Source organism: Thalassospira permensis NBRC 106175 (assembly GCF_000714555.1).
GTDB classification, from domain to species: Bacteria; Pseudomonadota; Alphaproteobacteria; order Rhodospirillales; family Thalassospiraceae; genus Thalassospira; species Thalassospira xiamenensis.
On the sequence record NZ_AUNC01000010.1, the window covers coordinates 11,688 to 36,384 of the forward strand.

Consider the following 24,697-nt stretch of genomic DNA (forward strand, 5'->3'; position numbering starts at 1 on the left):
TTGCGGGGCTTTTTTGATGAATCAGCCTAGGGCCATGGCATCAAGTTCCTGCCGGTGGGCATGAAGCTTGTGGAAAATGGCATAACGCCTATCGTGGGCGTCCTTCGCGGTTTGGTCCGGTGCGTGGATAGTTTCCTTGCCAGCCATCCGGCGCGATGCAAGGGCAAGGCCGCCTTCGGGATCAAGGGCGGCAGCGCCCAGCATGGCGGACCCCAGCAGCACCGGCTCGGCGCAATCGGACATCACGACATTGCATCCGGTAACATCGGCATAAAGCTTGACCAGAAGCGGGCTTGCGGTGTGTCCGCCGCTGAGATGGATGTGTTTGATGTCATAACCCGTCGCGTTCAGCGCATCGATGATATGGCGTGTGCCATAGGCAATCGCGCAGGCAGTTGCCCAGTAAAGATCAAGGAAGCTTTCCTCACTTTGATCAAGGCTGAGGCCTGAAATCACGCCGAGTGCTTCTGAGTCGGCAAGTGGCGACCGATTGCCATGAAAATCGGGCAGGACATGCAGGCGCGGTGCAAGATCGGGTGTTTCCGTCATTCGCGGCAAAAGTTTTTCCCCGGCAAGTTTGTGCGCATCACGGCCCATGTCGTGCGAAAACGGATGCATGGCCACGATATGATCAAGCAGCGCACCGGTTGCAGACTGACCTCCTTCGTTGAGCCAAAGACCCGGCGCAATCGCCCCGAAATAGGGGCCCCAGACACCTTTAATGAAACGCGGTTTGGAGGATAGAGCCATATGGCAAGTGGATGTTCCGGCAATCATGGCAAAGCGTTCATCAAGATTGCCATCCAGATATTCGCCAAGCGTGCCAAGGGCACCTGCATGAGCATCAATCAAGCCTGCCCCCACAACGCAATCGGTCGTCAAGCCAAGTTCGGCGGCCCCCTGATCTGACAGATTGCCGATCAGATCACCAACACCCAATGCCTTGCGGTCAATTCCGGCCTTGGCAGGGAAATCTTCCAGGTCGATCTGATCAAGAAACGCGCGATCCCACGGATCATCCTGATGTGCCAGGTAAGTCCATTTACAGGTGATCGTGCAGCAGGACCGGTCGTTGCTGCCGGTTGCGCGGAAAGACAGGAAATCGGCAAGGTCATATGCCGCGCCCATTTTATCCCAGTTCTGACGATGATGGCGTTTCAGCCACATCAGTTTGGGCAATTCCATTTCGGGGGACATGGTGCCGCCGATATATTCTAGCACCTTGGCGCCGGTTTTGGTGCATTCTTCGGCTTCGCGGATGGCACGGTGATCCATCCAGACAATAACATCCCAGTTATCCGCACCACCCGGTGTTACGCCAAGCGGACGGTTATCGATATCGCGGATCACGAGCGAACAGGTGGCATCAAATCCGATGGCTGCGACCTGATCGGCGGCAATATTTGATTTTGCCAGCGCATCGCGAACCGACTGGCAAACCGCTTGCCAGATATTTTCCGAGTCCTGTTCGACAAAATCAGGTTTTGGCTTGTTCATGGCGATGGCATGGGCGGCGCTGCCAAGTAACTTTCCATCGACGCTAAACACGCCAGCGCGTGCGCTTCCGGTGCCAACATCCACACCGATGATGAACTTATCTGTAGGGCTCATTTGATCTTCCTCCCGCGGGGCCGATTGGTAGTGTGATGCGTTTTGAGCGCAAATCCGACCCTGATTTCAAGCGATTTCCGCGTATCTTTTTGTCCGCAATAAATTTACATGATGCGTAATTGAGCAAAAGTGCATCATTTGGTCAAATGCTCATTTTGGTTGACGGTGATATTCGCATTTGTATAGACTTTTGTCATCAAACCCAATGAAGCCAGGTTCAACATGGCCCCCGGAAATGTCCAAGATAACGTCCGCACCCAGACACTGGCACCGATCATGACTGGTAAGGGTGTCGTTCTTTTTGATTGTGACGGCGTCTTGGTCGACAGCGAACCGATCTCCTTGGCGACACTTGTCGATGTGCTTGATCATTACGGTGCACCGCTAAGTCTAGCAGAAGTTGCAGCACGCTTTACCGGGCGATCAAGTGTCGCCCCGATCGAACATATCCGCCTTGAAACCGGACGTGACATTGCCCTCGAATTCAAGCCGTTCTTTTATGAGCGCCTGTTTGCCCGCTATGACGTTGAACTTCGGAAAACAGACGCGATCGATACGGTCCTTGCCGCGCTTAAAAAACGCAAGATCGCGTTTTGCATTTCATCAAGCAGTTCGGTGCAGCGGCTTGAACGGACAATGAAGGTGACGGGACTGGGCCATTGGTTCGGAACCGATATTTACAGCGCCGATTTCGTCCTGAACGGTAAACCGGCACCGGACCTGTTTTTATATGCCGCTGATAAAATGGGGTTTCGTCCGGATCAGGCAATCGTGATCGAGGATTCGATTGCCGGGGTGAAGGCCGCCGTGGCAGCAGGCATGACCTGCATCGGTTATATCGGGGGCGGGCATTATGCCGGGCAGCGTGAAGATGCATCGACCCGGCTTTATGACGCCGGGGCCGATATTGTTTTCGATGACATGCGTGATATCGTCACCCTGATCGAGCAGAGCTAGAGTCTGCCTAGCGCTGCCGCAGCAGGCTTTGATAGCGGGCCTGACTTTGGCTGAGATGTTCGCGCATTGCGGTGCGGGCCGTTTCGGCATCACGCGATGCAATCGCATCAAAGATGCGATGGTGTTCGGCCAGAATTTTCTGCATATAGTTTTTCTGGTCTTCGACCTCGGGAGGGCGGCGGCGCAATTGCGCGCGCGGGATGGTTTTATCGCCCAGATGTTCGAGAAACTCGACATAACGCCGGTTATTGGTCGCATCGGCAATCGCGCGATGGAATTCGAAATCGGCCTTTTCGGTCGGATTGCCGCGTTCAAAGCAATCGGTCATTTCCTGCAGGGCTTCGTATATTTTGGCCTGTTGGGCGGCAGAGCTTCGTGCACAGGCAAGACCGGCGGCCTCGATCTCGACGGCCATGCGCAGTTCAAGAATTTCCAGGACATCGGAAATCTGCGCGGAATCGACGGCAAAGATCGTACTGCCTAGTTTGCGTGGACTGGGAGCCAGCACAAACACACCTGCTCCTTGGCGCGGTTCGAGCAGGCCATCGGCCTTAAGGGCTGCAATGGCTTCGCGGACCACCGTGCGGCTGACGCCGAACTGTTCGGTCAAAACCGGCTCGGTCGGAAGTTTGCTGCCGGGCGTGCGCATGCCGCTTTCAATTTCGTGACGCAGGCTTGCAATGACCTTTTCGGTTAGCGAAACTTTTCGTGGCGCGTTCTGCGCGGAGTTGTTGCTCATTTTCTTGCTCTGCAAATCCGCTATGATCGGAACCGGATGTTAATAACGATGAATTTAACATCCTGAAATAGTCCTACGATGTTGGTGACGGAAAGTCATCATATGATTTTGATATAGTGATGAGGCAAGGAAAATGGCCAAATCGGCCGAACCGGAATATCGCTGGAACAGTGGCCCGTTCAGGGTCGGAATTGTGCCCCGCGGCGGGGCCATTTCGCGCATCGACTGGGTGCGTCCCGACGGTAACGGGGTGGTCAACCTGTTGCGTCCGGTTGACGATTATTCCCTGACATCGGGCAATCCTTCGCATCTTGGATGTTTTCCGATGGTACCCTTTGCCAACCGGCTGGGTTATGCCCAGTTCGAATTCGATGGCAAAACCATCAATGTTCCAGTAAATCGGGCACCGGACCCGCATGCCATTCACGGATTTGGTATTTCAAGTATCTGGGAGATCGAACGTCCAACGGTTGATACCATCCGGCTCAATCACAAACATGATGATCCGCAGACCGGTTTTTGTTATGTCGCCTGGCAGCAGATCAAGGTCGCAAACGATACCATTTCAATCGAAATCGGTGTGCGCCATCTTGGCAAGGACCCGATGCCATACGGGATCGGGTTGCATCCATGGTTCCCTGGCGGCGAAAGTGCGTGGGTACAGTTTGTTGCGACCGACTGTTTCGGAACGGACGAAGGCAAGTTACCCACTACGCGCACGGTGATCGATCTTGGTCGCGATTTTGCCGATGGAAAAATGATCCGCCATCACAAGGGGCTGGATATTCATTATATCGGCTGGAACAAACAGGCGACGATGGTCTGGGCAGACAGGCAGTTAAGCCTGCTTCTGGAAGCCAGCGATACGTTGGCGAACCTGCAATTCTATATCCCGGACAACGGCAAGACATTTTGTGTCGAACCGGTATCGCATGTGCCAAACGTCCATAATCGTCCAGATTTCAAGGAATTCGGCGATGTCAGGGTGCTGGGCTATAATGATACGCTTTCGGGTGTCATGACGCTGACGCCAAGCCTTTTGACCGGATCGGGTCATGGTCTTGTCGATCAGGATGAAGAGCAGATTGGCAGGCGCGATTATTCACTCGTCGACTGATTGCTTCCCCTTTACCCTGCAAGTATTTGCCGATAAAACTTACAAGTAAGAATGACAAGATGACAAGTTGACGGGGATTGGGGAAATGACCGGCTTGCAACTTAAAATCCAGAAGCGTGAAAAGCTTGCGGATCAGCTTTATGGGCAGATACTTGAGCAGATTGTATCGGGCAATCTGTCCGAAGGGGCCAAGCTGCCCTCTGAAAATGAAATATGTGCATCCTTTGGTGTGTCGCGGCCCGTGGTGCGCGAAGCCCTGCGCAAATTGCAGTCTGACGGGTTGGTCTATGCCCGTCAGGGAGTTGGATCATTCGTCAAGAAACGACCACCACAAGGGTTGATCGAGTTTGGCGGGATCAATGATGTGGCCGGGTTACTGCGCTGTTTTGAAGCCCGCATTGCGATCGAGGGGGCAACCGCGCGCATGGCCGCCGAACGCGCCACACTGCGTCATCATCGCGACATCGAACGTGCGCTTAAGATGCTTGAAGAAGGCATTGCAGCCGGTGATATAGCCGATCAGGCGGATTTTGAGTTCCACATGTCAATCGCACGCGCCAGCGGCAATGATATCTTTGTCACCATGCTGACGTCCCTACATGGCGTGATTGCCAAAACCATGAATGTCGCCTTGAACATCACGCGCACCGGATCGGCCGAAAGGGTAAAAAAGGTTCTTTTGGAACATCGTCAGATTTATGACGCGATCCGTGGACAGGACGGCGAAAGCGCGGAATTGCTGATGCGCTATCACCTGCATCAAGCCCGCCAGCGGGTAACCGACCATGCGCGTGATATGTAACGTCGCGACTTCCACGCACAGAACATCCTGTAAAGTTTCCACGCAAATTTGTTGACAAGTGCCCCTGTGCGCCTGCACACAAGTCATATGACGAATTGCGTCGGAAAGAATACAGGAACGGATCATGTCAGGTGATATTTCAGCCGTACAGCAGCCCTGCATTCTGCTGGAGGAACGGTTTGAACTGGGCGAATGCCCGAACTGGGACGGCGACAATAACCGCCTTTACTGGGCCGATATCATCGGTCAGAAAATCCATGCGCTTGATATCGAAACCGGGCAGCGCCATAGCTGGTCATTTGAAAGCGAAGTCGGCTGTTTCGGTCTGACCGATCAGGGGCGTCTGGTCGTGGCGCTGAAAAGTGACATTATCCTGTTTGATCCGAAAACCGGGGTGCGCGAAAAGCTTGCCGCGGTCGAAGGCGATAATGACATGAGCCGCACTAACGACGGCAAAATCGGCCCGGACGGGGCATTCTGGGTCGGCACCATGGATCAGAATGCCGACAAGCAGCCCGTGGCATCGCTGTATCGCGTGACCGGATCGGGGGAAGTCGAACACAAGGTCGGCGGGATCAAGATTTCCAACGGTCTGGCATGGTCGCCCGATGGTCGCATTATGTATCATTCGGATTCTCGTGGGCCTTGGGTCAATCGCTGGGATTTTGATGCCAAGACCGGCGCGATCAGTAATTGCGAGCTTTTCCTTGACCTTAACGACACGGTCGGACGCCCGGATGGTGCGGCGGTTGACATGGAAGGCTGTTATTGGAGTGCAGGCGTTTCGGCGGGCAAACTGAACCGTTTTGCCCCTGATGGTACCTTGTTGCTATCAATTGATATGCCGATGCCAAATCCGACCATGCCGTGCTTTGGCGGGGTGGATATGAAAACGCTTTATGTCACCAGTCACATGGAAAATTACCCGGCTGATAAACGCGCCGAATTCCCCGATGCGGGCAAACTTGTCATGCTGCGTGTCGATGTCGTGGGGGTGCCGGTCAACCGGTTCCGCGAAGATGTATAGATACTGAAAACAAAAGGGCCGTGCGGTTTGCAGCGCAAGGCCCCTTTGCCATTTTCTGTACGTTTTCAGGCGGTTTTGATTTCGGCGCGCACGGTGCCGACACCTTCAAAAATCGCTTCGATACGGCCATGTTTGGTCAAGGTCGGCGGGGCGCAGGCCCCGGTGGTGATGACATCGCCTGCTTTTAAGTGCTGACCGCGTTTGGCCAGAAACCGCACCAGATAGGCCAATCCGCCAAACGGATCAGGCCATGCGGCGGGGGCGCTGTTTTGCGCCAGAACCTTGTCATCGGACCGTGTTTCTACCGGGCCATTCAGAAACGCCATCTCGCGCCAATCGGCAATTTCCGGGCCAAGCACCAGATAGCCGGTGGAATTCAAATCGGCCAATGTCGAGACCGGTCCCTGTTTTTTGGTAAACCGGCGATCTGCGATCTCTATCGCCAGATGCACGCTTTTGATGTGATCAAGGATCGCTTTGGCGGTAGCATTGGCACCAGGAGTGCTCGCCATGACCACGGCAATCTCGGCCTCGATATTCGGGAAATGGACATCATTTGTGGTGATGGTGGCTCCGTCGGCAATGATCCGGCCATCAAGCAGTGGCCCGATCAACGGCCCGTCAAGCCCAAGCCCCGCCTGTGCGTCAAGTGTTGCCACCGAGAGCTTCCAGCCGGTTTGTTTTGCACCTGTCAGGGCAAGGGTTGCCTGCTGAACCTCGTACGCCGTTTCGAAGTCGGTCGGGTTGGCACCGTCGGGCAGGGGATCAATCAGGATGTTTTGGGTGAAAGCATCGGCCAGAATTCGGCTTGCTTTGGTGATGTCGGTCATTCCCTGTGCCTATCCTTATGTTTTTGGAGTGTTTTTCGTGGCGTTCTCAGCAGCCTAGCGGAGCATTTGGATGAAGTCATCATATCAATTTCCGGGAGTCGTCTCTTTTTGATGTAGGTTGCGTTTGTATGATGATTTTCGATAAAGGCGATAACGGTTAATAATCCTGGAAAGTGGCGGTTTTACACCCAGACTAAAGTCGATAAGTAATATGATTGACACAATGATATGATGAATTTATAGGATCATCATAGATTATGTCGCTGACTTGTGAATTGAAGGACGTTTTATGCATTATCAGGATCTGAAAACGGCAATTGGTGCCGGTCTTCTGTCTTTCCCGGTTACGCCGTTCAGGGCGGATGGTTCTCTGGATATGAATACCTACCGTACGCATGTTGCCTGGCTGGCCCAGTATCCGGCAGCGGCACTGTTTGCGGCTGGTGGTACGGGTGAATTTTTCTCGCTGACCCCGGCGGAAGTTGTTGAAACCGTCCGTGTCGCGAAAGAAGTTGCTGGTGATACCCCGATCATTGCTGGTTGCGGTTATGGCACCGCCATGGCCGTCGAACTGGCCCGTGAATGCGAAAAAGCCGGTGCCGATGGCCTGCTTTTGCTGCCGCAATATCTGGTTGGTGCCAAGCAGGAAGGCCTGTATGAGCGCGTCAAGGCGGTTTGTAATGCGGTGAGTGTCGGTGTGATTGTTTACAACCGCGACAACTCGATCCTGTCTGCTGAAACGCTTTCGAAATTGTGTGACGAGTGTCCCAATCTGGTCGGCTTCAAGGATGGGCACGGCGATATCGAACTGGTCACGCGCGTTTGTGTCACGATGGGGGATCGTCTTTCCTATATCGGTGGGATGCCGACGGCCGAAGTTTTTGCCAAGGCATACAAGGCGGCGGGTGTGACCACCTATTCGTCAGCGATCTTTAACTTCCTGCCCAAGCAGGCGCTGGAATTCTATGACGCGCTGACAACTGACGACGATGCGACGATGAACCGTATCCTGACCGACTTCTTCTATCCGTATCTTGCGGTGCGTGATCGCGGCACGGGTTATGCCGTGTCGATCGTCAAGGCAGGGATGCGCGTTATTGGCCGTGATACCGGCCCGGTTCGCAGCCCCCTTACCGATCTGAGCGGTGAAGAACATGACATGCTGGCTGACGTTATCCGTAAGGCGTTCGGCGAGGACGCACTTAAGGCTGCCTAAGCTTGACGACCCCGGCAGGTGGCTTCTGCCGGGATTACCTCTGTGACGCCGCAAAAGTAAATGGCGCGCAAAATTCGGCTGTCAGAAAAACCATTACTTGTTGTTACAAGTTACAAGATGTAAGGTTTTCTGACAACAACTGGTCCCATCAGGGAAAACAAGACTTTAACGTTAAACGACATAAAGTCACGGGAGGAATATCAATGAACAAGTTTATGAAAACCACGACGCTGACACTTGCCGCAGCGGCGATATCGGTCGCTTTTGTTGCCGGTGCGCAAGCACGTGAATGGCGCGGCTGGAATATCCATCCGGCAGACTATCCTGTTTCGACCGGAATGGAGGAATTCGCCCGTCTGATCAATGAAAAATCCGGTGGAAACCTTGAAGCCAAGGTTTATCACGGCGGCGTTCTGGGCGATCAGCCCGATGCCATCCAGCAGGTTCGCCTTGGCGGTCTGGACTGGGCTGTTTTCAACCTTGGTCCGTTGGGTGAAGTCGCACCGGAAGCCAACGTTGTTTCGCTGCCTTTCATCTTTAAAAACGTCGATGCCATGCATGACGTCATGGATGGTCCGGCAGGTCAGCAGATCGCAGACGGCCTTGCAAATGCGGGCCTTCAGGCACTTGGCTGGTACGATTCAGGTGCGCGTTCCTTCTATAACACCAAGCACCCGATCAACACGCCAGAAGACCTCAAGGGGCTTAAATTCCGCGTGATGAGCAACGATCTGTATGTACAGATGGTTGGTGCCCTTGGCGGTAACGCAACCCCGATGCCGTATGGCGAAGTTTACCAGTCGCTTAAAACCGGTGTGATCGACGGTGCGGAAAATAACTATCCGTCTTATGACAGCTCGGGCCATTTCGAAGCGGCGAAATACTATTCCGTGACCCAGCACCTGATCCTTCCGGAATGCCTGTGCGTCAACAAGGCGCTGTATGACGGTCTGTCGGATGACGAAAAGAAAATCCTTCAGGAAGCAGCCGATGAGTCGGTCAAGGTTCAGCGCGCTGCCTGGGCGGAACGTGCAGAACAGTCCAAAGAGAAAGTTGTTGCTGCCGGTATCGAAGTGAACGAAATCGCTGACAAGGCCGCGTTCCAAGATGCGATGAAGCCTGTCTATGACAACTTCATCAAAGCCAACCCGGATCTGGCCGGTCTGGTCAAGGCGATCCAGGACGCCCAGAAATAATTGATCAAGCCATGGAAGGGCGGCGACATTCTCGCCGCCCTTCTTTACGCTTGTATCCAGTCTTTTTCGTTAATCCATTTCTGGCGGCGTGCGAATGTTTTCTCAACTCACCGGGATGCTTGACCGTTTGGGTGGCAGACTTGCCAAAATCCTTAATCTGATCGGCGGAATTGCGCTGGTGGCGCTTATTCCCGCTTTTGCCTGGCTGGTTTTCGGGCGCTATGTGCTCAATGAAACCCCTACCTGGGTCGAGCAGCTTTCTCTGATCCTGATCGTTCTGATCACCTTTCCGGTTGCTGCCGCCTGTATTCGCGACAACAGCCATCTTTCGGTATCGTTTTTCCGCGATGCATTGCCGCCCAAGGCGGCGGCGGTCATGGCACTGATCAGCTATGCCGCAATGGTGGTGTTTGGTTATTACATGTTTATCGGCGGGTATGATCTTGTTGTCTTTAACTGGGCCAAGAAAATGCCGATCATTCACATCCCCGATGGCATGCGGTCGATCCCGATGATGGTTTGCGGGGCAGGCATCGCTTTTTACAGCGTTGTCCATATCCTTAAAATCCTCAGTGGCTGGAACACCATCGCACAAAGCCGTTTTTACAGTGACGAATTGCTTGATAAGGACACCGAATAAATGGGCATGACCATTCTTTTGGGCCTGTTTGCCATTGGCATTGTCATTGGTATGCCCGTTGCCCTTGCACTTGGCGTTGCTGCCCTTGCGACTTTCTTCTTCGAAGGTCTGCCAACCCTGATCGCATTTCAGCGCATCGGTTCGGGGATCAGTGCCTTTTCGCTTCTGGCCATTCCGTTCTTTATCTTTGCCGGTGAACTGATGCTGCATGGCGGGATCGCCAACCGGCTGGTGCAGTTCGCAACCGCCCTTGTCGGCAGCCGCCGTGGCGGACTTGGCATTGTAAACGTATTTTCATCGATGCTGTTTGGCGGCATTTCCGGGTCTGCTGTTGCCGATACCTCCGCGCTTGGCTCGATCCTTATTCCGGTGATGAAAAAGGAAGGCTACCGTGCGGATTATGCGGTCAACGTCACGGTGACCTCGTCGATTGCGGGTATCATGATCCCGCCCAGCCATAACATGATCCTGTATGCTGTCGCGGCCGGCGGCGGGATTTCGATTTCCAAGCTGTTCATGGCCGGTCTGGTGCCGGGTATCATCATGTGTCTGTTGCTTGGGCTTGCCACGTGGCTGGTAGCGATAAAACACGGTTACCCGTCGGTTCCGTTTCCGGGATGGCGCGTTGTCGGGGTTACGGCCATTCGTGCCATCCCCGGATTTTTCACGGCGGTCATTATCGTCGGCGGCGTTCTGAGCGGTATCTTTACCGTGACAGAATCCGGTGCGATTGGCGTGGCTTATGCGTTGATCATTACCGGGATTGTTTATCGTGAACTCAATTGGGCGGGCTTTGTTGCTGCGGTCAAGCAATCGGCTAAAACGACGGCTCTTGTCATGTTGCTGGTCGGGTGTGCATCGGCCTATGGCTATATGCTGGCCTTCTATCAGGTGCCCGATGCACTGGCCCATGCGATTACATCGATCACCGATAATCCGATCATGGTTCTGTTGCTGATCAATCTTATGTTGCTGGTGGCGGGCATGATCATGGATATGGCGGCATTGATCCTGATCTGTACGCCGATCTTCCTGCCGCTGGCGACCCAATTTGGCATGGATCCGATCCAGTTTGGCATGGTTTTGATGATGAATTTGGGCCTTGGCCTTTGTACGCCGCCGGTGGGTTCCTGCCTGTTTGTCGGTTGTGCGATTGGCGGGGTGAAGATTGAAAAGGCCGTCATGACGATCTGGCCGTTTTATCTGGCGATCCTGACGGCGCTTATGCTGACAACCTATGTGCCTGCGATTTCGCTGACGTTGCCGAACCTTGTGTTTGGTGGTGGCTGATCGCGGGGCAAGATGACTTCAAAGAGGAAGACAATGAAACGTTTGCTGATTACCGGTGCTGCTGGCAACCTTGGGAAAATCCTGCGTGAGGGGCTGAAAGGCTATGCCGATGTGCTGCGCCTTTCGGATATCGCGCCGATGGATCCGGCTGGTCCGGGCGAGGAAGTCGTGCCGTGCGATCTTTCGGATCGTTCGGCTGTCCATGAATTGACCAAGGATTGCGACGGGATCATTCATCTGGGCGGGATTTCGGTCGAAGCCGCATTTGATGACCTGCTGCAGGCCAATTTCCTTGGCACCTATAACCTGTATGAAGGTGCCCGCAAAAACGGCAAGCCACGCATCCTGTTTGCCAGTTCGAACCACGCCATCGGGTTCCACAAGCGCACGACCAAGCTTGATGACAAATCCGAACTGCGCCCTGACAGTCTGTATGGCGTCACCAAATGCTACGGCGAGGCCTTGGCGAGTTACTATTTCGACAAGTTCGATGTTGAAACCGTCTCGCTTCGTATCGGATCATGTTTTGAAAAGCCGCGCGATCGCCGGATGTTGTCGACCTGGATGAGCCCGCGTGACTTCATTTCCCTGATGAAGGCAGTGTTTGATGCACCGATGACCGGCCATCTGGTGATGTATGGGGTTTCGAACAACCGCACCAAATGGTGGAGCAACGACCATGCCGAACTGATCGGCTGGCAGCCGCTGGATAGTTCCGAGATCTTCCGCGCAGAAATCGAGGCAGCCTTCCCGGTCGAAGACCGTCACGACCCGGCTGTGATCTATCAGGGTGGTGGTTTTGCTGCCAAAGGCCACTTTGAAGACTGATCAAATCACCGCTCACTTTAAAGTCAAAGGTCTGCGCAAGCGGGCCTTTTGCTTTTGGGATTGACCCTGAAACCGTGCGCTGTATAAGCATTGATGAAAATGATAACCGTTATCATTATTGATTGAGCCGGTGAGAGACATGACGGTCAGGGACCGTTTCTGGGATGGGATATATCAACAATACCACGGGCGCCTGTTGCGTCAGGTGCAGAAATATCTGCCCGCTGGCGAGGAAAGCCATGATGTGTTGCAAGACCTTTATATCCAACTTCGCAAACGTGGCGTCGACCCGCGCGACGTTGACAATCCGCCTGCCTATCTGATGCGAATGGCAACCAATCTGGCGATTGATACGCTGCGCCGTCGCAATCGAAATCCGCTTGATTTTACCGATCCCGCCGATCTTGCCGATATACCCGATGCAATCGGGGATAGTGTGACACCAGAACAAATAAGTGCAGACCGGCAACGTATCGCTATTGTCGGTCGGGCGATTGATGGATTGCCGCCGCGCTGCCGGGATGCTTTCCTGCTGTGCAAGCGCGACCATCTCAGTCCGGCGGAGGCCGCAGAAGCCCTTGGCATCAGTCGCAATATGGTCGAAAAACACTTGCGTCATGCCCTTAAACATTGTCGAACGGTGCTGGCGCGATATGAAAACTGAATATCCTCTTTGTGCTTTGCCATTCGTCTTTTACATATCAAGCTATTCGATCAATTGCCGGATCCCGCCATTGCCATGACAGAGTTTCGCTATCCCGACGACTGCCAAAGCAATGAAGACATTGCCGATTTTTGGGCAATCCGACTTGACCAGGGGGATCTGGATCGATGTGAGCAGACGGCTTTTGAGAACTGGCAGGCTGAAAATTCAGGCAATGTGCGGCTTTTGATGCGGGCACGCCAGACATGGCGCAGCATGGAAATAGCCGTAACGGATAGTCCGCGACCAGTGCAGGAAAACACTGAAAGACAACCCGTCGATCTTGACGGCATCCGCGCCGATCTTGAACGTCTTGGCGCACTTGAAGGCGGGCAGGGGCGATTGCCGGGAATGCGATCCGGCAAACGCCGGTTTCGGCCGAAGCTGGCGGCAGCTATCGGATTGGTCCTCGTTGGTCTGTTTGTGCTGGGCGGGCTTCGTCGCGATCCGGATCTGATCGCAGCCAACGATGCCAGTGCGGTCCGCGAAATTCACGAACTGACAGATGGTTCACGGGTCTGGATGGAACCGGGAACACGGCTTGCGGTCAAATATGATGATACCGGGCGCGATATTACGGTTCTTGAAGGTGGCATTTATATTGAAGTTGCTCCTGACAAATCCCGGCCTTTGCGGGTTCGTCTGAATGATATTACCGCCCAGGCCGTCGGCACCGCCTTTGTGGCTTCGAAATGGGGGGGGCTCGCCCGGGTGGAAGTCAGCGAAGGTTTGGTCGATCTGCGCCAGAGTGACGGCAACATACGTTTGGCAAAGCTTTCCGCCGGGCGTGCCGCGTGGCAGTTGCCAACGGGTGACATGCGTTATGGTACGCGCGATGTGGATCGCATTGCCGGATGGCGGAATGGTCGCTGGATGGTTAACGAGATGTCGCTTGAGGAATTGATCGCACGGATTTCGCCGCTTTTGCCGGGGCAGAACTTTATCCTTGATCCGCGTATGGGCGATATTTTCGTTACCGGAAATTTCGATCTGGCAAAACCCGACAGTGCGATGAATGCTCTGATGGCAGCCTATGACCTTGAAAATAAGGCCTATCCGGGTGGTTTTCATCTGATTTCAAAAAAATAAACAAAATGACCTCCTCATTCCCGCGAGCCATTCGTCATGAGGGTAATAGTGATTTGCATTATTATCTTTCAGATATGGGGGAATGATCTTGAAAAACGAACGAAGCGCGATGATGCGCCTGCTTGGAACAAGCGCACTTGTGTCTGTCCTGATGATCTGCAGTACCGGAATGGTGCAGGCACAGGACGCTAATACGGTCCATACAATCCGCATTGAAACGCAAGATCTTCGCGCGGCACTTGATCAACTGGCGACCGAGTTTGCTTTGCAGCTGATTGTACAGGGCGATCTTGCAGGGGTGGTTGCAACGCCGTTTGCAGGGGATGTAACCGCGACGGAAGCATTGCGAACCCTGCTGGCAGGTAGTGGGTATGATTTTGAGTTTATCGGGGCTGACAGCGTAAAAATCATTCCGGCGGCAAAGTCGGATAGTGGCGAGATCATCCTGCAGGATATTGTGGTTTCGGCAAGTCGTTCGAAACGCTCAATAAAAAGCATGTCTCCGTCAGTGGTGGTAATTGGCCGCGACCAGATTGAGGCGCAGCTCGCAAAGTCCAACAGTCTTTCGACCCTTTTGCGGGATGCTGTTCCCGGCTTTATGTTCGATGCGCAAACCCTGACCAGCAGCACGGAAACTTTTCGAGGGCGCGACATACAGGTGCTTGTTGACGGGATTGGTCGCAATACGCCGCTACGTAATTCCAGCCGCATTCTGTCAATGATTGATCCGGAACTGATCGAAAGCATCGAAGTTATTCCGGGTTCAAGCGCCCTGAACGGAGAGGGTGCAACCGGGGCGACGGTCAATATCGTAACCAAGACCGGGACACCGGGGGAGAACATCTTTGTTGTCGATACCCATGTAAAAGCATTCACTCAGGATATCGGTGACAGCCTTGCGCCGTCGCTTACTCTTTCCGGCAGCGGTGGCGTGGGGAAATTCGACTATGCTGCAAGTGTTACCGGATCAACATCCGAAAACCAGTATAGCGGCTATGGGAAACAAATGCCGTCCGACCCGATGATGGGGCAGGGTAGTTTTGACAATGCCGAGAATCTGAACCTGTTTGGCAAGCTCGGCTATGGTTTTCTTGAAGGACACCGGGTTTCGCTTTCGACCGAAATCGTCCGGTTCAGTCAGAAGCCGGATTACTATCCCGACGTGCGGGCCAATCCTGCGGCAGTGAATTTTTTGGCCCCATATGACGGGCAGCCGCTTGAGGAAGAAAGCGAATATTTGACTGCTGGATACGAGTTTGATCTGGGGGCTTTGGGCCGTGGCGATCTTAAACTGTTTTACAATGACACCTACAAGCAGGCGTCGCGGGCACAGTATGATGCGACCTACAATTTTGCGCTGGTCGCATTACCGGGCAGCCCCGCTGTTGAGGATCCGCTGGGACAGTCGGTTATTGATGGGCAGAAATATGGGGTCAAACTTTCAACCGATACCGGAATTGACGATTTGTATGACGGACTGACACTTAGCTGGGGCGGGGATCTGACATTTGATGAGATCAAGTATCGCACCGTTAGTGGACGCGACATCGGCGCACCAATGGATCAGGACGGCAAAGCGGTTTTTGCCCAATTAAGTGCGCCGATCACGCGTTTTGTCGATGTTTCTGGCGGCGTTCGTTATGAGATATATGATCTGATGGTCGATGATTTCCTGCGGCCTAACTATATGCGCTATGTCGGTGGCGTCGCGACTGCCTTTTTCCCTGCAGCACAATTTACCGGCGGCAGCACGACCTATGATGCCGTTACCTATAACGCATCTGCGGTGGTTCACTGGACCGATCAGTTTGATACATCACTGAGCTATAGCGAAGGTTTTGCCGTTCCCGATGTTGGTGCCTACACCCGTCGTGCCGGGACCCAAGGGGTACCACTGAATTTCTCGCAGATCGATGTCGAAGCATCCAAGGTCAAGACATATGAACTTGCCGCAAGTTATGACGCGCGTAATTTCCGGACGTCTGGGGCGGTATATATGAGCACCAACGAACACGGTAACAATTTTGACCCTGCGACCAATGCGCTCAGTCAGGAAAAAGAACGCATCATCGGTGCGGAGCTGAGTGCAGAATATGATCTGACCGAAAATACCTATGTCGGGGCTTTGGCGTCTTATGTTGAAGGAAAATATGACAAAGATAAAGACGGCGATCTGGAAAGCTGGCTGCCCAACAACCGCATTCCATCGCCCTTCCGGTTCACGGGCTATGTCGACAGTTATGTCTGGGATGATCTGAATGTTCGGTTTGATGGCACATATACCGCCCAACGTAACCGTATCAAAGACGAGACAATCAAACCAAGTCTGGTTTTCAACCTGTCTGCGAATTACCCGGTGATGGGCGGAACGGCGCGGCTTGGGATCGAGAATATTCTTGATGCCAGCTATGAAAACCCGGCAGCAACCGCCCTTCGCGGATATTCCATTGCCGGACTTGGCCGGACGATCCTGATCGGATTCCGTCGGGAATTCTGATCTGGCGGTATATAGCAGCATAGCAACCCGGCGGGGCATCCCGCCGGGTGTTTCGGTGTTCAGGAGACGGAATGTTTACAAGTTCGGAACCGCGTCACGGGATTGTCCTGTTTGAAATGAAAGATGCCCAAAGCGAAGCGGACGGGGCTGCCTATATCACCGCCCTTCATGCGCTTTCGGTCCGAACACAACCGGTGCTTCTGATCATGACGGTTCAGGGCCATACTGATCAGGATCACGAAACCCGCAAACAGGCCGCCCTTTGGTTTAAGCAAAATCGTGACAGGTTATCGGCGTTTCTGTATGGCGTGATCCGGGTCGATGACCACGACCACGAAGGTCATGCAGAAGAATTGGAGAGCAGCAACTTTGCAAAGATGCTGCCATTTCCGATTAAACATGCTGATAGCCTTGAAAAGGCTTATGCGATGGCTGAGAACTGGCCAAAGCGCTAGCGTTTTCGGATTGCCAGAAACAGGAAATAGGCCGTCCCAATCAGTGCCGCGATCAGGCCGGTTGGCAGTTGTTGCGGATAAAGCAGGTTTCTGGCCATCCATTCGGCCACCATCATTACATTCGCCCCGATGAGAACCGCACCAAGCAAATGGCCGCCTGCAAGCCGATACCCGGCAATATGCGCCAAATGCGGTGCCATCAGTCCGACAAAACTAAGCGGCCCGACAAGCAGGGTGGCACTGGCGGCAAGGATGGCAGCAATCAGCATGATGAAGAACTGAAAGCCTGAAATGCCAAGGCCTAGCGAGGTGGCCTGATCATTGCCAAATGATGCCAGTTCAAGCGGACGACGGACCGCAATCACCACAATCAGCAAGGCCACAGTAACCCCCGCTACGATGAGGACTTCGTCCATGCGGGTAAAATATGTGGTGCCAGCCAGCCATGAAATCAGCATTGAGGTCTGTGTGCCGCTGCGGGTCAGAGCAATCCGTACAATGGCACCCAAAATGGCGGTTAAAGCAAGGCCGTTGAGTAATAGGTAATGCGGGGCGTGGGTGAATTTTCGGCATAGAAGTAATAAAATGATCAGCGAAATGATCCCGCCGACCGCCCCGACAAACATCAGATCGGCGCGTTGCCCGAAGCCAAAGAAGACAAGGGCGATGATCATGGCAAGTGCTGTAGCAGAACTGACGCCCGTAATTTCAGGGCTGGCCAAAGGATTGCGACCAACGCGTTGAATTAACGTGCCTGAAACCGCCAGTGCCGCACCACAAATGACCGCGGCAAAGGTCCGTTCGGAACGCTGGAGGAGGATGTCGTTGAAGCTTTCACCGCCGGTCAGAAGCACAAAATCATGGCCGTTAAACGATACAAACAAAGATAAGCCGAGGCCTGTAACCAACCCTAATACCAGTACCAGGCTCAGCACATTTTTCGAGACAATCTGCTGATCGGGGTGGTGGTCCTCGCTTTGCTGGCCGGGCATGATCCGTGCCTTGCGCAGGATCAGAATGATGAAGGGGGCACCGATCAATGCGGTGGCCGCACCCGTCGGAACGATGTCACCGCCAAGCCCGTTCATCTGCCGGACAAGGAAGTCGATGCACAGCAATGCAAAGCCCCCGGTCAACAGCGAATAGATCATCAGATCGCGCGAACGCGTCAGACCGGCAATGCGCAGGGCGGCTGGAACCGCCAGACCGATAAAACCGATCAATCCGGCGGCCGAAATGACCGATGCGGTAATGAAGACGGCAAAGCCCAGAATCAGCAGTCGCAGGATGGTTACACGCGCACCAAGCGAGCTTGCGGTGTCGTCACCAAGGGCAAGAAGATCAAGCGGGCGTGACAGCAACAGCACAACCGCAACACCAACCAGCAGGCGGGGCAAAACAAACTGCGTTGAGTCCCAGCCATTTTGCGCGAGGTCTCCTGCCCCCCACATGAAGACCGATTGCAGATATTGTTCGTTAAACAGCAAGAAAATCTGCGTACCCGATTGGAGCATCAGATTGATGATCATCCCGGCCAGGATCAGCCACAGTGTCGCATTGGCGCGCCGCGATGCAATCAGATAAACCGCGCCAAGGGCGATCATGCCACCGGCAAGGGCAGCGGCTTCTTTGAACGGGGCCAAGGCCGCAGGGGCCAGAAGCAGAAATACCGTCAAGGCAAATTCAACACCGGCACCAACCCCAAGGGTGGTCGGCGATGCCAAAGGGTTGCGCAATACCGTCTGGATCGCCGCCCCAGCCAAGGCCAGACCGGCCCCGCAGATAAAGGCCATTGTGATACGGGGCAGGGTGCTGAAATGAAACAGGATTTGGTCGAAATCGGTTTCGTCGGGATGAAACAGCGCATTCATCCCGGCGCCGTTTTGCAGGAACGGCCAAAGGTCGTTGATCAGGATGGCAACGGAACAGATCGCAAGGACAAGGCACAGGATCGCCGGGCCGCGATGGAAAAAGCGGTTCATGTCACTATTGATGGCGCGTGTCATTGCAGGGTTCGCTTCACGGGACTTTTGGCCGCTCATTTAACCGGGCCGCTTTCCATACTTTCGGCAAGAAGCCGGGCAAAGCGCAAGGCCGATGGCATGCCGCCATAGGCCCATACGACGGGCAATTCATAGACCCGGTCATTCTTAACGAAATCAAGGATGTTCCAGACCGGGGATGCCCAGACTTTTTCACGGATCACGTCGGGCACCGGGTTCAGATACACCAGTGTATCCCGGGCGCGGGGCCCAAGAATCTCGACGCCACCCTTGGCAAAGCCCCAATTATTGACTGGCCCCTGATAGGCCCGCGGCAGGTCCATTTTTGCAAGTACCGTGCCGGGCAGAGATGATTTGCCATAAAGTCCGATATGACTTTCGGAGACGAACTGGGTAATGGCAAGGGCGCGACCCGGCGGCATGGCGGCCCGGACACGATTGCCATATTCAGCGAATTTGACATCGGCATCGTCAAGCCATGCTTTGGCTTCGGCTTGACGATCGGTTGCCTTGGCGAGGGTTTCGAGAAGTTTTTGCGCCTCGGGCAGGGCATCGCGATTGTTGTTATAGACCGACAATACGATGGTTGGGGCGATGGCATTGAAACTGTCATATGCCATTTCAAGGTTCTTGCTGATCACGATCAGGTCGGGCTTGGCTGCGCGCAGGGCTTCCATATTGGGGGCGGCGCGCTGGCCAATATCGGTGAAGTTCTCGGGAAGGTCCGGCTTGGCAACCCAGTCAAGGTAATCGTCGGGATCGGCAATTGCGACCGGGTCCAACCCCAGTGCAATGACGGTTTCGGTTGTCGCCCAATTGGTCACGGCAATGCGTTTAGCCGGGGCATCAAGCTTCAGGGTGCCGTGCTCATGTTCAATGGTGATCGGATCGGCATGGGCCATTTGTGGCGTAAGTGGTGCGGTTAAACCGGCGATCACGAAGAGGCGAAGAAACAGGTGTCTGATCATATCGGTCTACGATCCCTGTGCGGTGGTCTTGGTCACGGCATCAGCGAGCTGTTCGGCAAAACGTGCTGCCGACAAAAGCCCGCCAAATGTCCAGCTTGCAGGGACTTCATAGACGGTGTTTTGCCGGTTGAACGGTAGTGCCTTCCAGACCGGAGAAGCAAAAAGTTTGGCCTTTACCGGATCGGGGGTGGGTTCGATATAGGCGACATGAGCCGGGCCGAGTTTGGCAAGATCGCCAATTTCGCCATTGCTGAAGCCCCAGCCATTAAGCGGGCCGGTCCATGCATTGGCAAATTCCATCCGCGCCAGTGTCGATCCGAAAAGCGATGTAGTGCCGTGAATGCGGAAATGGGCGCCATCAAGGATGCGTACGACCGAGAATTTGGCATCATCACCAACGGCCTTACGGATGCGGTCGGCGGCGGCGGCGATCCGTTGATTGGCCGACGCGATGATTTCCTCGGCCTTGTCGCTGCGCCCGGTCAGTTTACCGATATTGCGCGTGAGCTCCTCGGCCTTTTCAAGGGCGGACTGATCGCTGTTATAGATCGAATAGGCCATGGTTGGGGCAAGAGCAGATAGCTTGTCATAGGCCATGGCGACTTCGTTACTGATCAGGATGACGTCGGGGCGACTATCGCGCAGAACTTCGAGGTTAGGAGATCTGCGTTCGCCAAGATCGGCAAATTCAGCGGGTAGGGCAGGTTCGACGACCCATGCGCGATATCCGTCGGCCTCCGGGATGGCGACCGGATCAAGACCAAGGGCCAGAACCGTTTCCGTCAGTGACCAGTTCGATACGGCAATCCGGGTCGGGGGTGTTGCGAAATTTACCGTTCCCATTTCATGGCGATAGGTTTCAGCCAATGCGATTGTCGGGGCGATGGTCGGTGCAAGGATGCCGGTTGCAATCATGCAGGAACAGGCAATTGAAGCGATCAGACGGTTTCGCATGGTCAGGGTCCTAGGCTATGTAACTGACATAATGAGTGGATTCCGGCAAGCGGATCACACCTATTTCGGTTTGGAAAATATTGCGAAGCGTATCTGCCTGCATGAAGTCGGCTGCTGTGCCCTGCCAGCATGTTTGGCCGCCGCGAAGTGCGAGGATATGATCGGCAAACCGCCCGACCATGTCGATATCGTGCAGAACGGCAATCACGGTAAGGCCGATTTCGGATTTAAGATTGGCGACAAGTTGCAGGATGTCGCGTTGATGACCGACATCAAGGGCGGATGTCGGTTCATCAAGCAACAGAACCGGGGCATCCTGGGCAAGCAGCATGGCGAGCCAGACACGTTGGCGTTCCCCACCCGAAAGACTTGCGACAAAGCGGTCGGCAAATTCGGTGACGTGGGTCATTTCCATAGCACGGTCGATTTTTTCGTGATCTTCCGCGCGATATCGGCCAAAGGCACCGCGCCACGGATATCGGCCAAAGGCAACCAGTTCGCGGACACTGAGATGGGCTGGGACAATCGGGCTTTGCGGCAGATAGGCGACCTTGCGGGCGAAATCGCGCGTGCTGTGAGTATCTAGAATCCGGGTATCGAGCGTGATCTGGCCGGATGCCGGTTTATTTTTGCGGGCGAGCAATTTCAAAAGCGTACTTTTGCCCGATCCGTTATGTCCGACAATCGCGCTGAATTCGCCTGTCGGGAAGCACACCGATATATCGCCAAGCAGCGTTTTCGGGTTCTTGCCTTCGCTTTGGAAGGAGATATTTTTCAGATCGAACATTGGGCGGAAACTCGCAAGAAGTCGGTGCCGGTGCAAAATCGCGGATCGCATCCGGCAAAGCAGGCTGCATGAATATGAGAATGCCTATCAATAACCTGATGGAAATGCAACCGAGTTGCGATTGCGTTTGGCGGTTTAAGTCAATCATCATACAAAATGACTTTTCAGTTTCTCCCTTTCGCGATAGCAATAGACATAATGATTTCCCTGCGCCGGATCGTGGCTTGATGGCCGACTGGTTTGCATTAAAGGGACAGGTTAAAACGGGGAAAACCCGCCAGAATATCAGGGAGATATTATGTCCAAAGTTAAAACGGTTCTGCCAAATCTGCGCTGTACGCTGGGCGAAGGACCGCATTGGGATGTCGAGGATGGTGTCCTTTATTGGGTCGACATTGTCGGTAAAACCGCATTCGCCTTGCGCCCGAGCGATGGCGGATCGCGCAGCTGGACTTTCAATCAGCCAGTATCGGCCATCGTACCACGCACGATTGGCGGGCTGTTGGTGGCCTTGGCCGACGGTTTGGCGTTTCTGGATGCCGAAAGTGGACAGACCACGCCGTTTGTTGCCCCAGATGCAGATCACCCCGGCAATCGGTCGAACGAGGCGCGTGTCGATCCGGCAGGGCGGTTCTGGCACGGGAGCATGCAAAACAATATTGGCCCGAATGGCGAAGACCTGCCCGTGACGGTATCGACGGGAACTTTGAACCGGGTCGAGCCGAATGGCGATATCAAACGCTTTGTTGCTGATATCGGGATTTCCAATACGTTGCTGTGGTCGGCCAATGGCACAAAGATGTTCTTTGGCGACACGATCAGGAACACGCTTGATGTCTATGATTTCGATATGGCGACCGGTGTGCCTTCAAACCCGAAACTGTTCTTTGGCCCGCACGCGCGCGGGAATATGGATGGATCGGCAATGGATGCGGATGGCTATATCTGGAACGCGCGTTGGGGGGGGAGTTGCCTGATCCGGTTTGCACCCGATGGATCGGTGGATCGTATAGTCGAATTGCCGGTGACCCAGCCGACCAGTTGTGTTTTTGGTGGCCCGGATCTCAAGACGCTTTATATCACGTCAGCATCCGTCGGGCTGGACGGCAATGGCAACGATCTTGAAGGTGCTTTGTTGTCGATTGAAACCGATGTGGCGGGGCAGGTTTGCACCCGCTTTGCCGGTTAGGCAGGTACTGGGTTCCATGGTGTCAGGCGGTTTTGCCGCCTGAGTGCCGTGATGAAATAACATAACTTTAATCAGTAATTTTGCCGCTTTTTGGCCTTGGTTTTCTTGTTGTTTGCGTTCACGATTAGGGGTGGGGGACTACACCCGATAAAAACACGAGCAAACTGAGGCCATAATGAAACTCTCTTCATGGATTTGGGGAAGGTTGCAGGCGGTATTGATGATCGGGCTTTTGGCCCTGGTCACGGGCTGTACCGGACTACAATCCAATCAGGACCGGGTTACCGGCACCGTCGTTTTCCGCGAAAGGATTGCGCTGGCACCAAACAGTGCGAACCTTGTCGTGCGACTTCTTGATGTATCAAAAGCCGATGCGCCGTCGATGGAAATTGCATCCATCACCCATCCGGTGACCAATCCGCCGATGGTATTTATCCTGCCCTATGACGCCAAACAGATTGATCCACGCCATCGATATGTGATCGAGGCAAAGATCGAGACCAAGAATGGCGATCTTCTGTTTCGCAATGATCAGGCATATCCCGTGCTGACCAATGATGCGCCCGATGATGTCTCGGTTCTGGTCAAGCGGGTCGGACCGGAATCCGCCGCCGCCGCACGGAATGGTGGTAGCTCCGATGTTGATCGCGATGTAGCGGCCATCAAGGCGCAATTGCCCGATCTGCGCGTGATCCCGGGCAGTTATAGCGCCGGGGACAGCAAGGCGACATTCAAGGCCTATGTCACGACAGACGGTGAGCCGGTCTATGTCGAGGAACATCGTGACCTTGGCGATTATGGCAGTTCGGACATCAAATTCTATTACCGTAATGGCACATTGCTGCGCTTCACCGAAGATGCCAAGCGTATCAATTTTGGTGGCAGCAGCGATGGCGAGACATTGAACTTTACCCTGAATCTTGATTTTGCGATGGGACGGTTTGCCGGGGGATCAAAAACCGTCAATGGCACGCCGGGTACCCCGGATGAACATGAAGTCAGCGGTGCGATGGCACAAAGCAAGGTCGCATTAAGCCGGATCGAAGCCGCCCTGGTCGAGGCGGCAATGGCCCCGGTTACCGGACGCCAGACCTTTGTCTGCGAGGATAAAAGCCGGTTCTTTGCAACATTTGAAGGCCGCAAGGACGAGGCGGTCGTGGAATTCCTTGGCCGGGAACCCCTGATTCTGAACATCAAGCGGACCGGGTCGGGATACGAATATGCCAACGAGATATATTCAATTCGTGGCAAAGGGCAGGAAGCGATCTGGACCGGGCCGAGTGGTTCGACCAAATGTGCGGTTTCGGCCGAAATTACCGGGCTTGCACTTGCCCCCGGCGATTTCCCGGTCGTCGATATCGAGGAACTTGAAAAGCCCGACAATCCGGAATGGACACGTTTGATCAACGAACTGATGCCAGCAATCAATTCCTGCCTTGCCGTATCAAGCGGTGATCTGACATCGGTTCTGAAAGCCTGGCCGTTGAACCATGGCATGGTCGGCGTTCGCACGATCAATAATAATGGCGGGCGCTATGACTGTCTTGCGCCAACAGATGGACTTGGCGAGGTTCATACCGAACTGGTCGAGGCCAATACCAACCGTCTGCCAGGCGAGGGAACCGTGCGCTTTACTCCGGCAAGCGGTGCCTATCCCGGCGGCGAATGTTTCAGCCATCAGCGGCTTGAACATAACGGTATCTTTATCGGCTGGCTGTCGCGCAACAACTGCACTAGTTGATGATCGAAAAGCCCGCAACAGAGAAGCCCCGCAGCATCGGCTGCGGGGCTTTTTTATC

At 54.2% G+C, this 24,697-nt stretch carries 22 protein-coding genes; 15 read left to right on the plus strand and 7 right to left on the minus strand.

Translation table 11 applies throughout. The features are described from left to right. Positions 1-21 precede the first annotated feature (21 nt). Entirely contained in the window at positions 22-1,611 is a 1,590-nt protein-coding gene (locus SMB34_RS06360) for an FGGY-family carbohydrate kinase (protein ID WP_037988584.1), read from the minus strand. 222 nt (positions 1,612-1,833) lie between these two features. On the opposite strand from SMB34_RS06360, the gene SMB34_RS06365 reads away from it, so the two are divergent. Next, positions 1,834-2,568: an HAD family hydrolase gene (locus SMB34_RS06365; protein WP_051682154.1), complete on the plus strand. Its 735-nt coding sequence runs from the start codon at positions 1,834-1,836 to the stop codon at positions 2,566-2,568. Between the two features lie 7 nt (positions 2,569-2,575). Here SMB34_RS06365 and SMB34_RS06370 read toward each other — a convergent pair whose 3' ends face one another. Then, positions 2,576-3,307, minus strand: a complete 732-nt coding sequence (locus tag SMB34_RS06370; RefSeq protein ID WP_037988586.1) for a FadR/GntR family transcriptional regulator — start codon at positions 3,305-3,307, stop codon at positions 2,576-2,578. A gap of 133 nt (positions 3,308-3,440) precedes the next feature. On the opposite strand from SMB34_RS06370, the gene SMB34_RS06375 reads away from it, so the two are divergent. From SMB34_RS06375 to SMB34_RS06385, 3 genes are all read left to right on the plus strand, one after another. After that, positions 3,441-4,424 carry an aldose epimerase family protein gene (locus SMB34_RS06375; RefSeq protein ID WP_037988588.1) on the plus strand — a complete coding sequence of 328 codons (984 nt, stop codon included), beginning with the start codon at positions 3,441-3,443 and terminating at the stop codon, positions 4,422-4,424. A gap of 85 nt (positions 4,425-4,509) precedes the next feature. Next, positions 4,510-5,226 (plus strand): FadR/GntR family transcriptional regulator, encoded by a 717-nt coding sequence (locus tag SMB34_RS06380; RefSeq protein ID WP_007091578.1) that lies wholly within the window; start codon positions 4,510-4,512, stop codon positions 5,224-5,226. Between the two features lie 124 nt (positions 5,227-5,350). Then, positions 5,351-6,253, plus strand: a complete 903-nt coding sequence (locus tag SMB34_RS06385; protein ID WP_037988592.1) for an SMP-30/gluconolactonase/LRE family protein — start codon at positions 5,351-5,353, stop codon at positions 6,251-6,253. Between the two features lie 65 nt (positions 6,254-6,318). Here SMB34_RS06385 and SMB34_RS06390 read toward each other — a convergent pair whose 3' ends face one another. Beyond that, entirely contained in the window at positions 6,319-7,083 is a 765-nt protein-coding gene (locus tag SMB34_RS06390) for a 2-keto-4-pentenoate hydratase (RefSeq protein WP_037988594.1), read from the minus strand. A 289-nt stretch (positions 7,084-7,372) separates the two neighbouring features. Between SMB34_RS06390 and kdgD the strand changes: the two genes are divergently transcribed. The 9 genes from kdgD to SMB34_RS06435 all read left to right on the plus strand — a co-directional run bounded on the left by kdgD (position 7,373) and on the right by SMB34_RS06435 (position 16,997). Then, on the plus strand, positions 7,373-8,299 hold the full coding sequence (gene kdgD / locus SMB34_RS06395) for a 5-dehydro-4-deoxyglucarate dehydratase (protein WP_037988596.1): 927 nt from the start codon (positions 7,373-7,375) through the stop codon (positions 8,297-8,299). Between the two features lie 203 nt (positions 8,300-8,502). Further along, positions 8,503-9,495 (plus strand): TRAP transporter substrate-binding protein, encoded by a 993-nt coding sequence (locus tag SMB34_RS06400; RefSeq protein ID WP_037988597.1) that lies wholly within the window; start codon positions 8,503-8,505, stop codon positions 9,493-9,495. Between the two features lie 94 nt (positions 9,496-9,589). Then, entirely contained in the window at positions 9,590-10,135 is a 546-nt protein-coding gene (locus SMB34_RS06405; RefSeq protein ID WP_007091573.1) for a TRAP transporter small permease, read from the plus strand. Beyond that, on the plus strand, positions 10,136-11,425 hold the full coding sequence (locus SMB34_RS06410) for a TRAP transporter large permease (RefSeq protein ID WP_007091572.1): 1,290 nt from the start codon (positions 10,136-10,138) through the stop codon (positions 11,423-11,425). It begins immediately after the preceding gene. A gap of 33 nt (positions 11,426-11,458) precedes the next feature. Then, positions 11,459-12,253 (plus strand): NAD-dependent epimerase/dehydratase family protein, encoded by a 795-nt coding sequence (locus SMB34_RS06415; RefSeq protein WP_037988600.1) that lies wholly within the window; start codon positions 11,459-11,461, stop codon positions 12,251-12,253. A 139-nt stretch (positions 12,254-12,392) separates the two neighbouring features. Then, entirely contained in the window at positions 12,393-12,917 is a 525-nt protein-coding gene (locus SMB34_RS06420; RefSeq protein WP_037988603.1) for an RNA polymerase sigma factor, read from the plus strand. A 75-nt stretch (positions 12,918-12,992) separates the two neighbouring features. After that, positions 12,993-14,045 carry a FecR family protein gene (locus SMB34_RS06425; protein WP_240478762.1) on the plus strand — a complete coding sequence of 351 codons (1,053 nt, stop codon included), beginning with the start codon at positions 12,993-12,995 and terminating at the stop codon, positions 14,043-14,045. An 82-nt stretch (positions 14,046-14,127) separates the two neighbouring features. Then, the gene (locus SMB34_RS06430) at positions 14,128-16,542 is read left to right on the plus strand and encodes a TonB-dependent receptor (RefSeq protein WP_037988607.1); all 2,415 of its coding nucleotides are present in this window, start codon (positions 14,128-14,130) and stop codon (positions 16,540-16,542) included. Between the two features lie 71 nt (positions 16,543-16,613). Continuing rightward, positions 16,614-16,997, plus strand: a complete 384-nt coding sequence (locus SMB34_RS06435) for a hypothetical protein (RefSeq protein WP_037988610.1) — start codon at positions 16,614-16,616, stop codon at positions 16,995-16,997. Here SMB34_RS06435 and fhuB read toward each other — a convergent pair. The 4 genes from fhuB to SMB34_RS06455 are packed head-to-tail and all read right to left on the minus strand — an operon-like array spanning position 16,994 to position 21,709. Next, entirely contained in the window at positions 16,994-19,003 is a 2,010-nt protein-coding gene (gene fhuB, locus SMB34_RS06440) for a Fe(3+)-hydroxamate ABC transporter permease FhuB (protein ID WP_240478763.1), read from the minus strand. The genes SMB34_RS06435 and fhuB overlap by 4 nt on opposite strands. Positions 19,004-19,035: 32 nt before the next feature. After that, a complete protein-coding gene (locus SMB34_RS06445) occupies positions 19,036-19,968 on the minus strand; it encodes an ABC transporter substrate-binding protein (protein WP_037988614.1) in 933 nt (310 codons plus the stop codon). A gap of 6 nt (positions 19,969-19,974) precedes the next feature. Beyond that, on the minus strand, positions 19,975-20,922 hold the full coding sequence (locus SMB34_RS06450; protein WP_037988616.1) for an iron-siderophore ABC transporter substrate-binding protein: 948 nt from the start codon (positions 20,920-20,922) through the stop codon (positions 19,975-19,977). A 10-nt stretch (positions 20,923-20,932) separates the two neighbouring features. Beyond that, positions 20,933-21,709, minus strand: coding sequence for an ABC transporter ATP-binding protein (locus SMB34_RS06455; protein ID WP_007091563.1), 777 nt, complete (start codon positions 21,707-21,709; stop codon positions 20,933-20,935). A gap of 298 nt (positions 21,710-22,007) precedes the next feature. Between SMB34_RS06455 and SMB34_RS06460 the strand changes: the two genes are divergently transcribed. After that, a complete protein-coding gene (locus SMB34_RS06460) occupies positions 22,008-22,898 on the plus strand; it encodes an SMP-30/gluconolactonase/LRE family protein (protein ID WP_007091562.1) in 891 nt (296 codons plus the stop codon). 175 nt (positions 22,899-23,073) lie between these two features. Beyond that, the gene (locus SMB34_RS06465) at positions 23,074-24,639 is read left to right on the plus strand and encodes a YbaY family lipoprotein (RefSeq protein ID WP_037988618.1); all 1,566 of its coding nucleotides are present in this window, start codon (positions 23,074-23,076) and stop codon (positions 24,637-24,639) included. Positions 24,640-24,697: the final 58 nt, after the last annotated feature.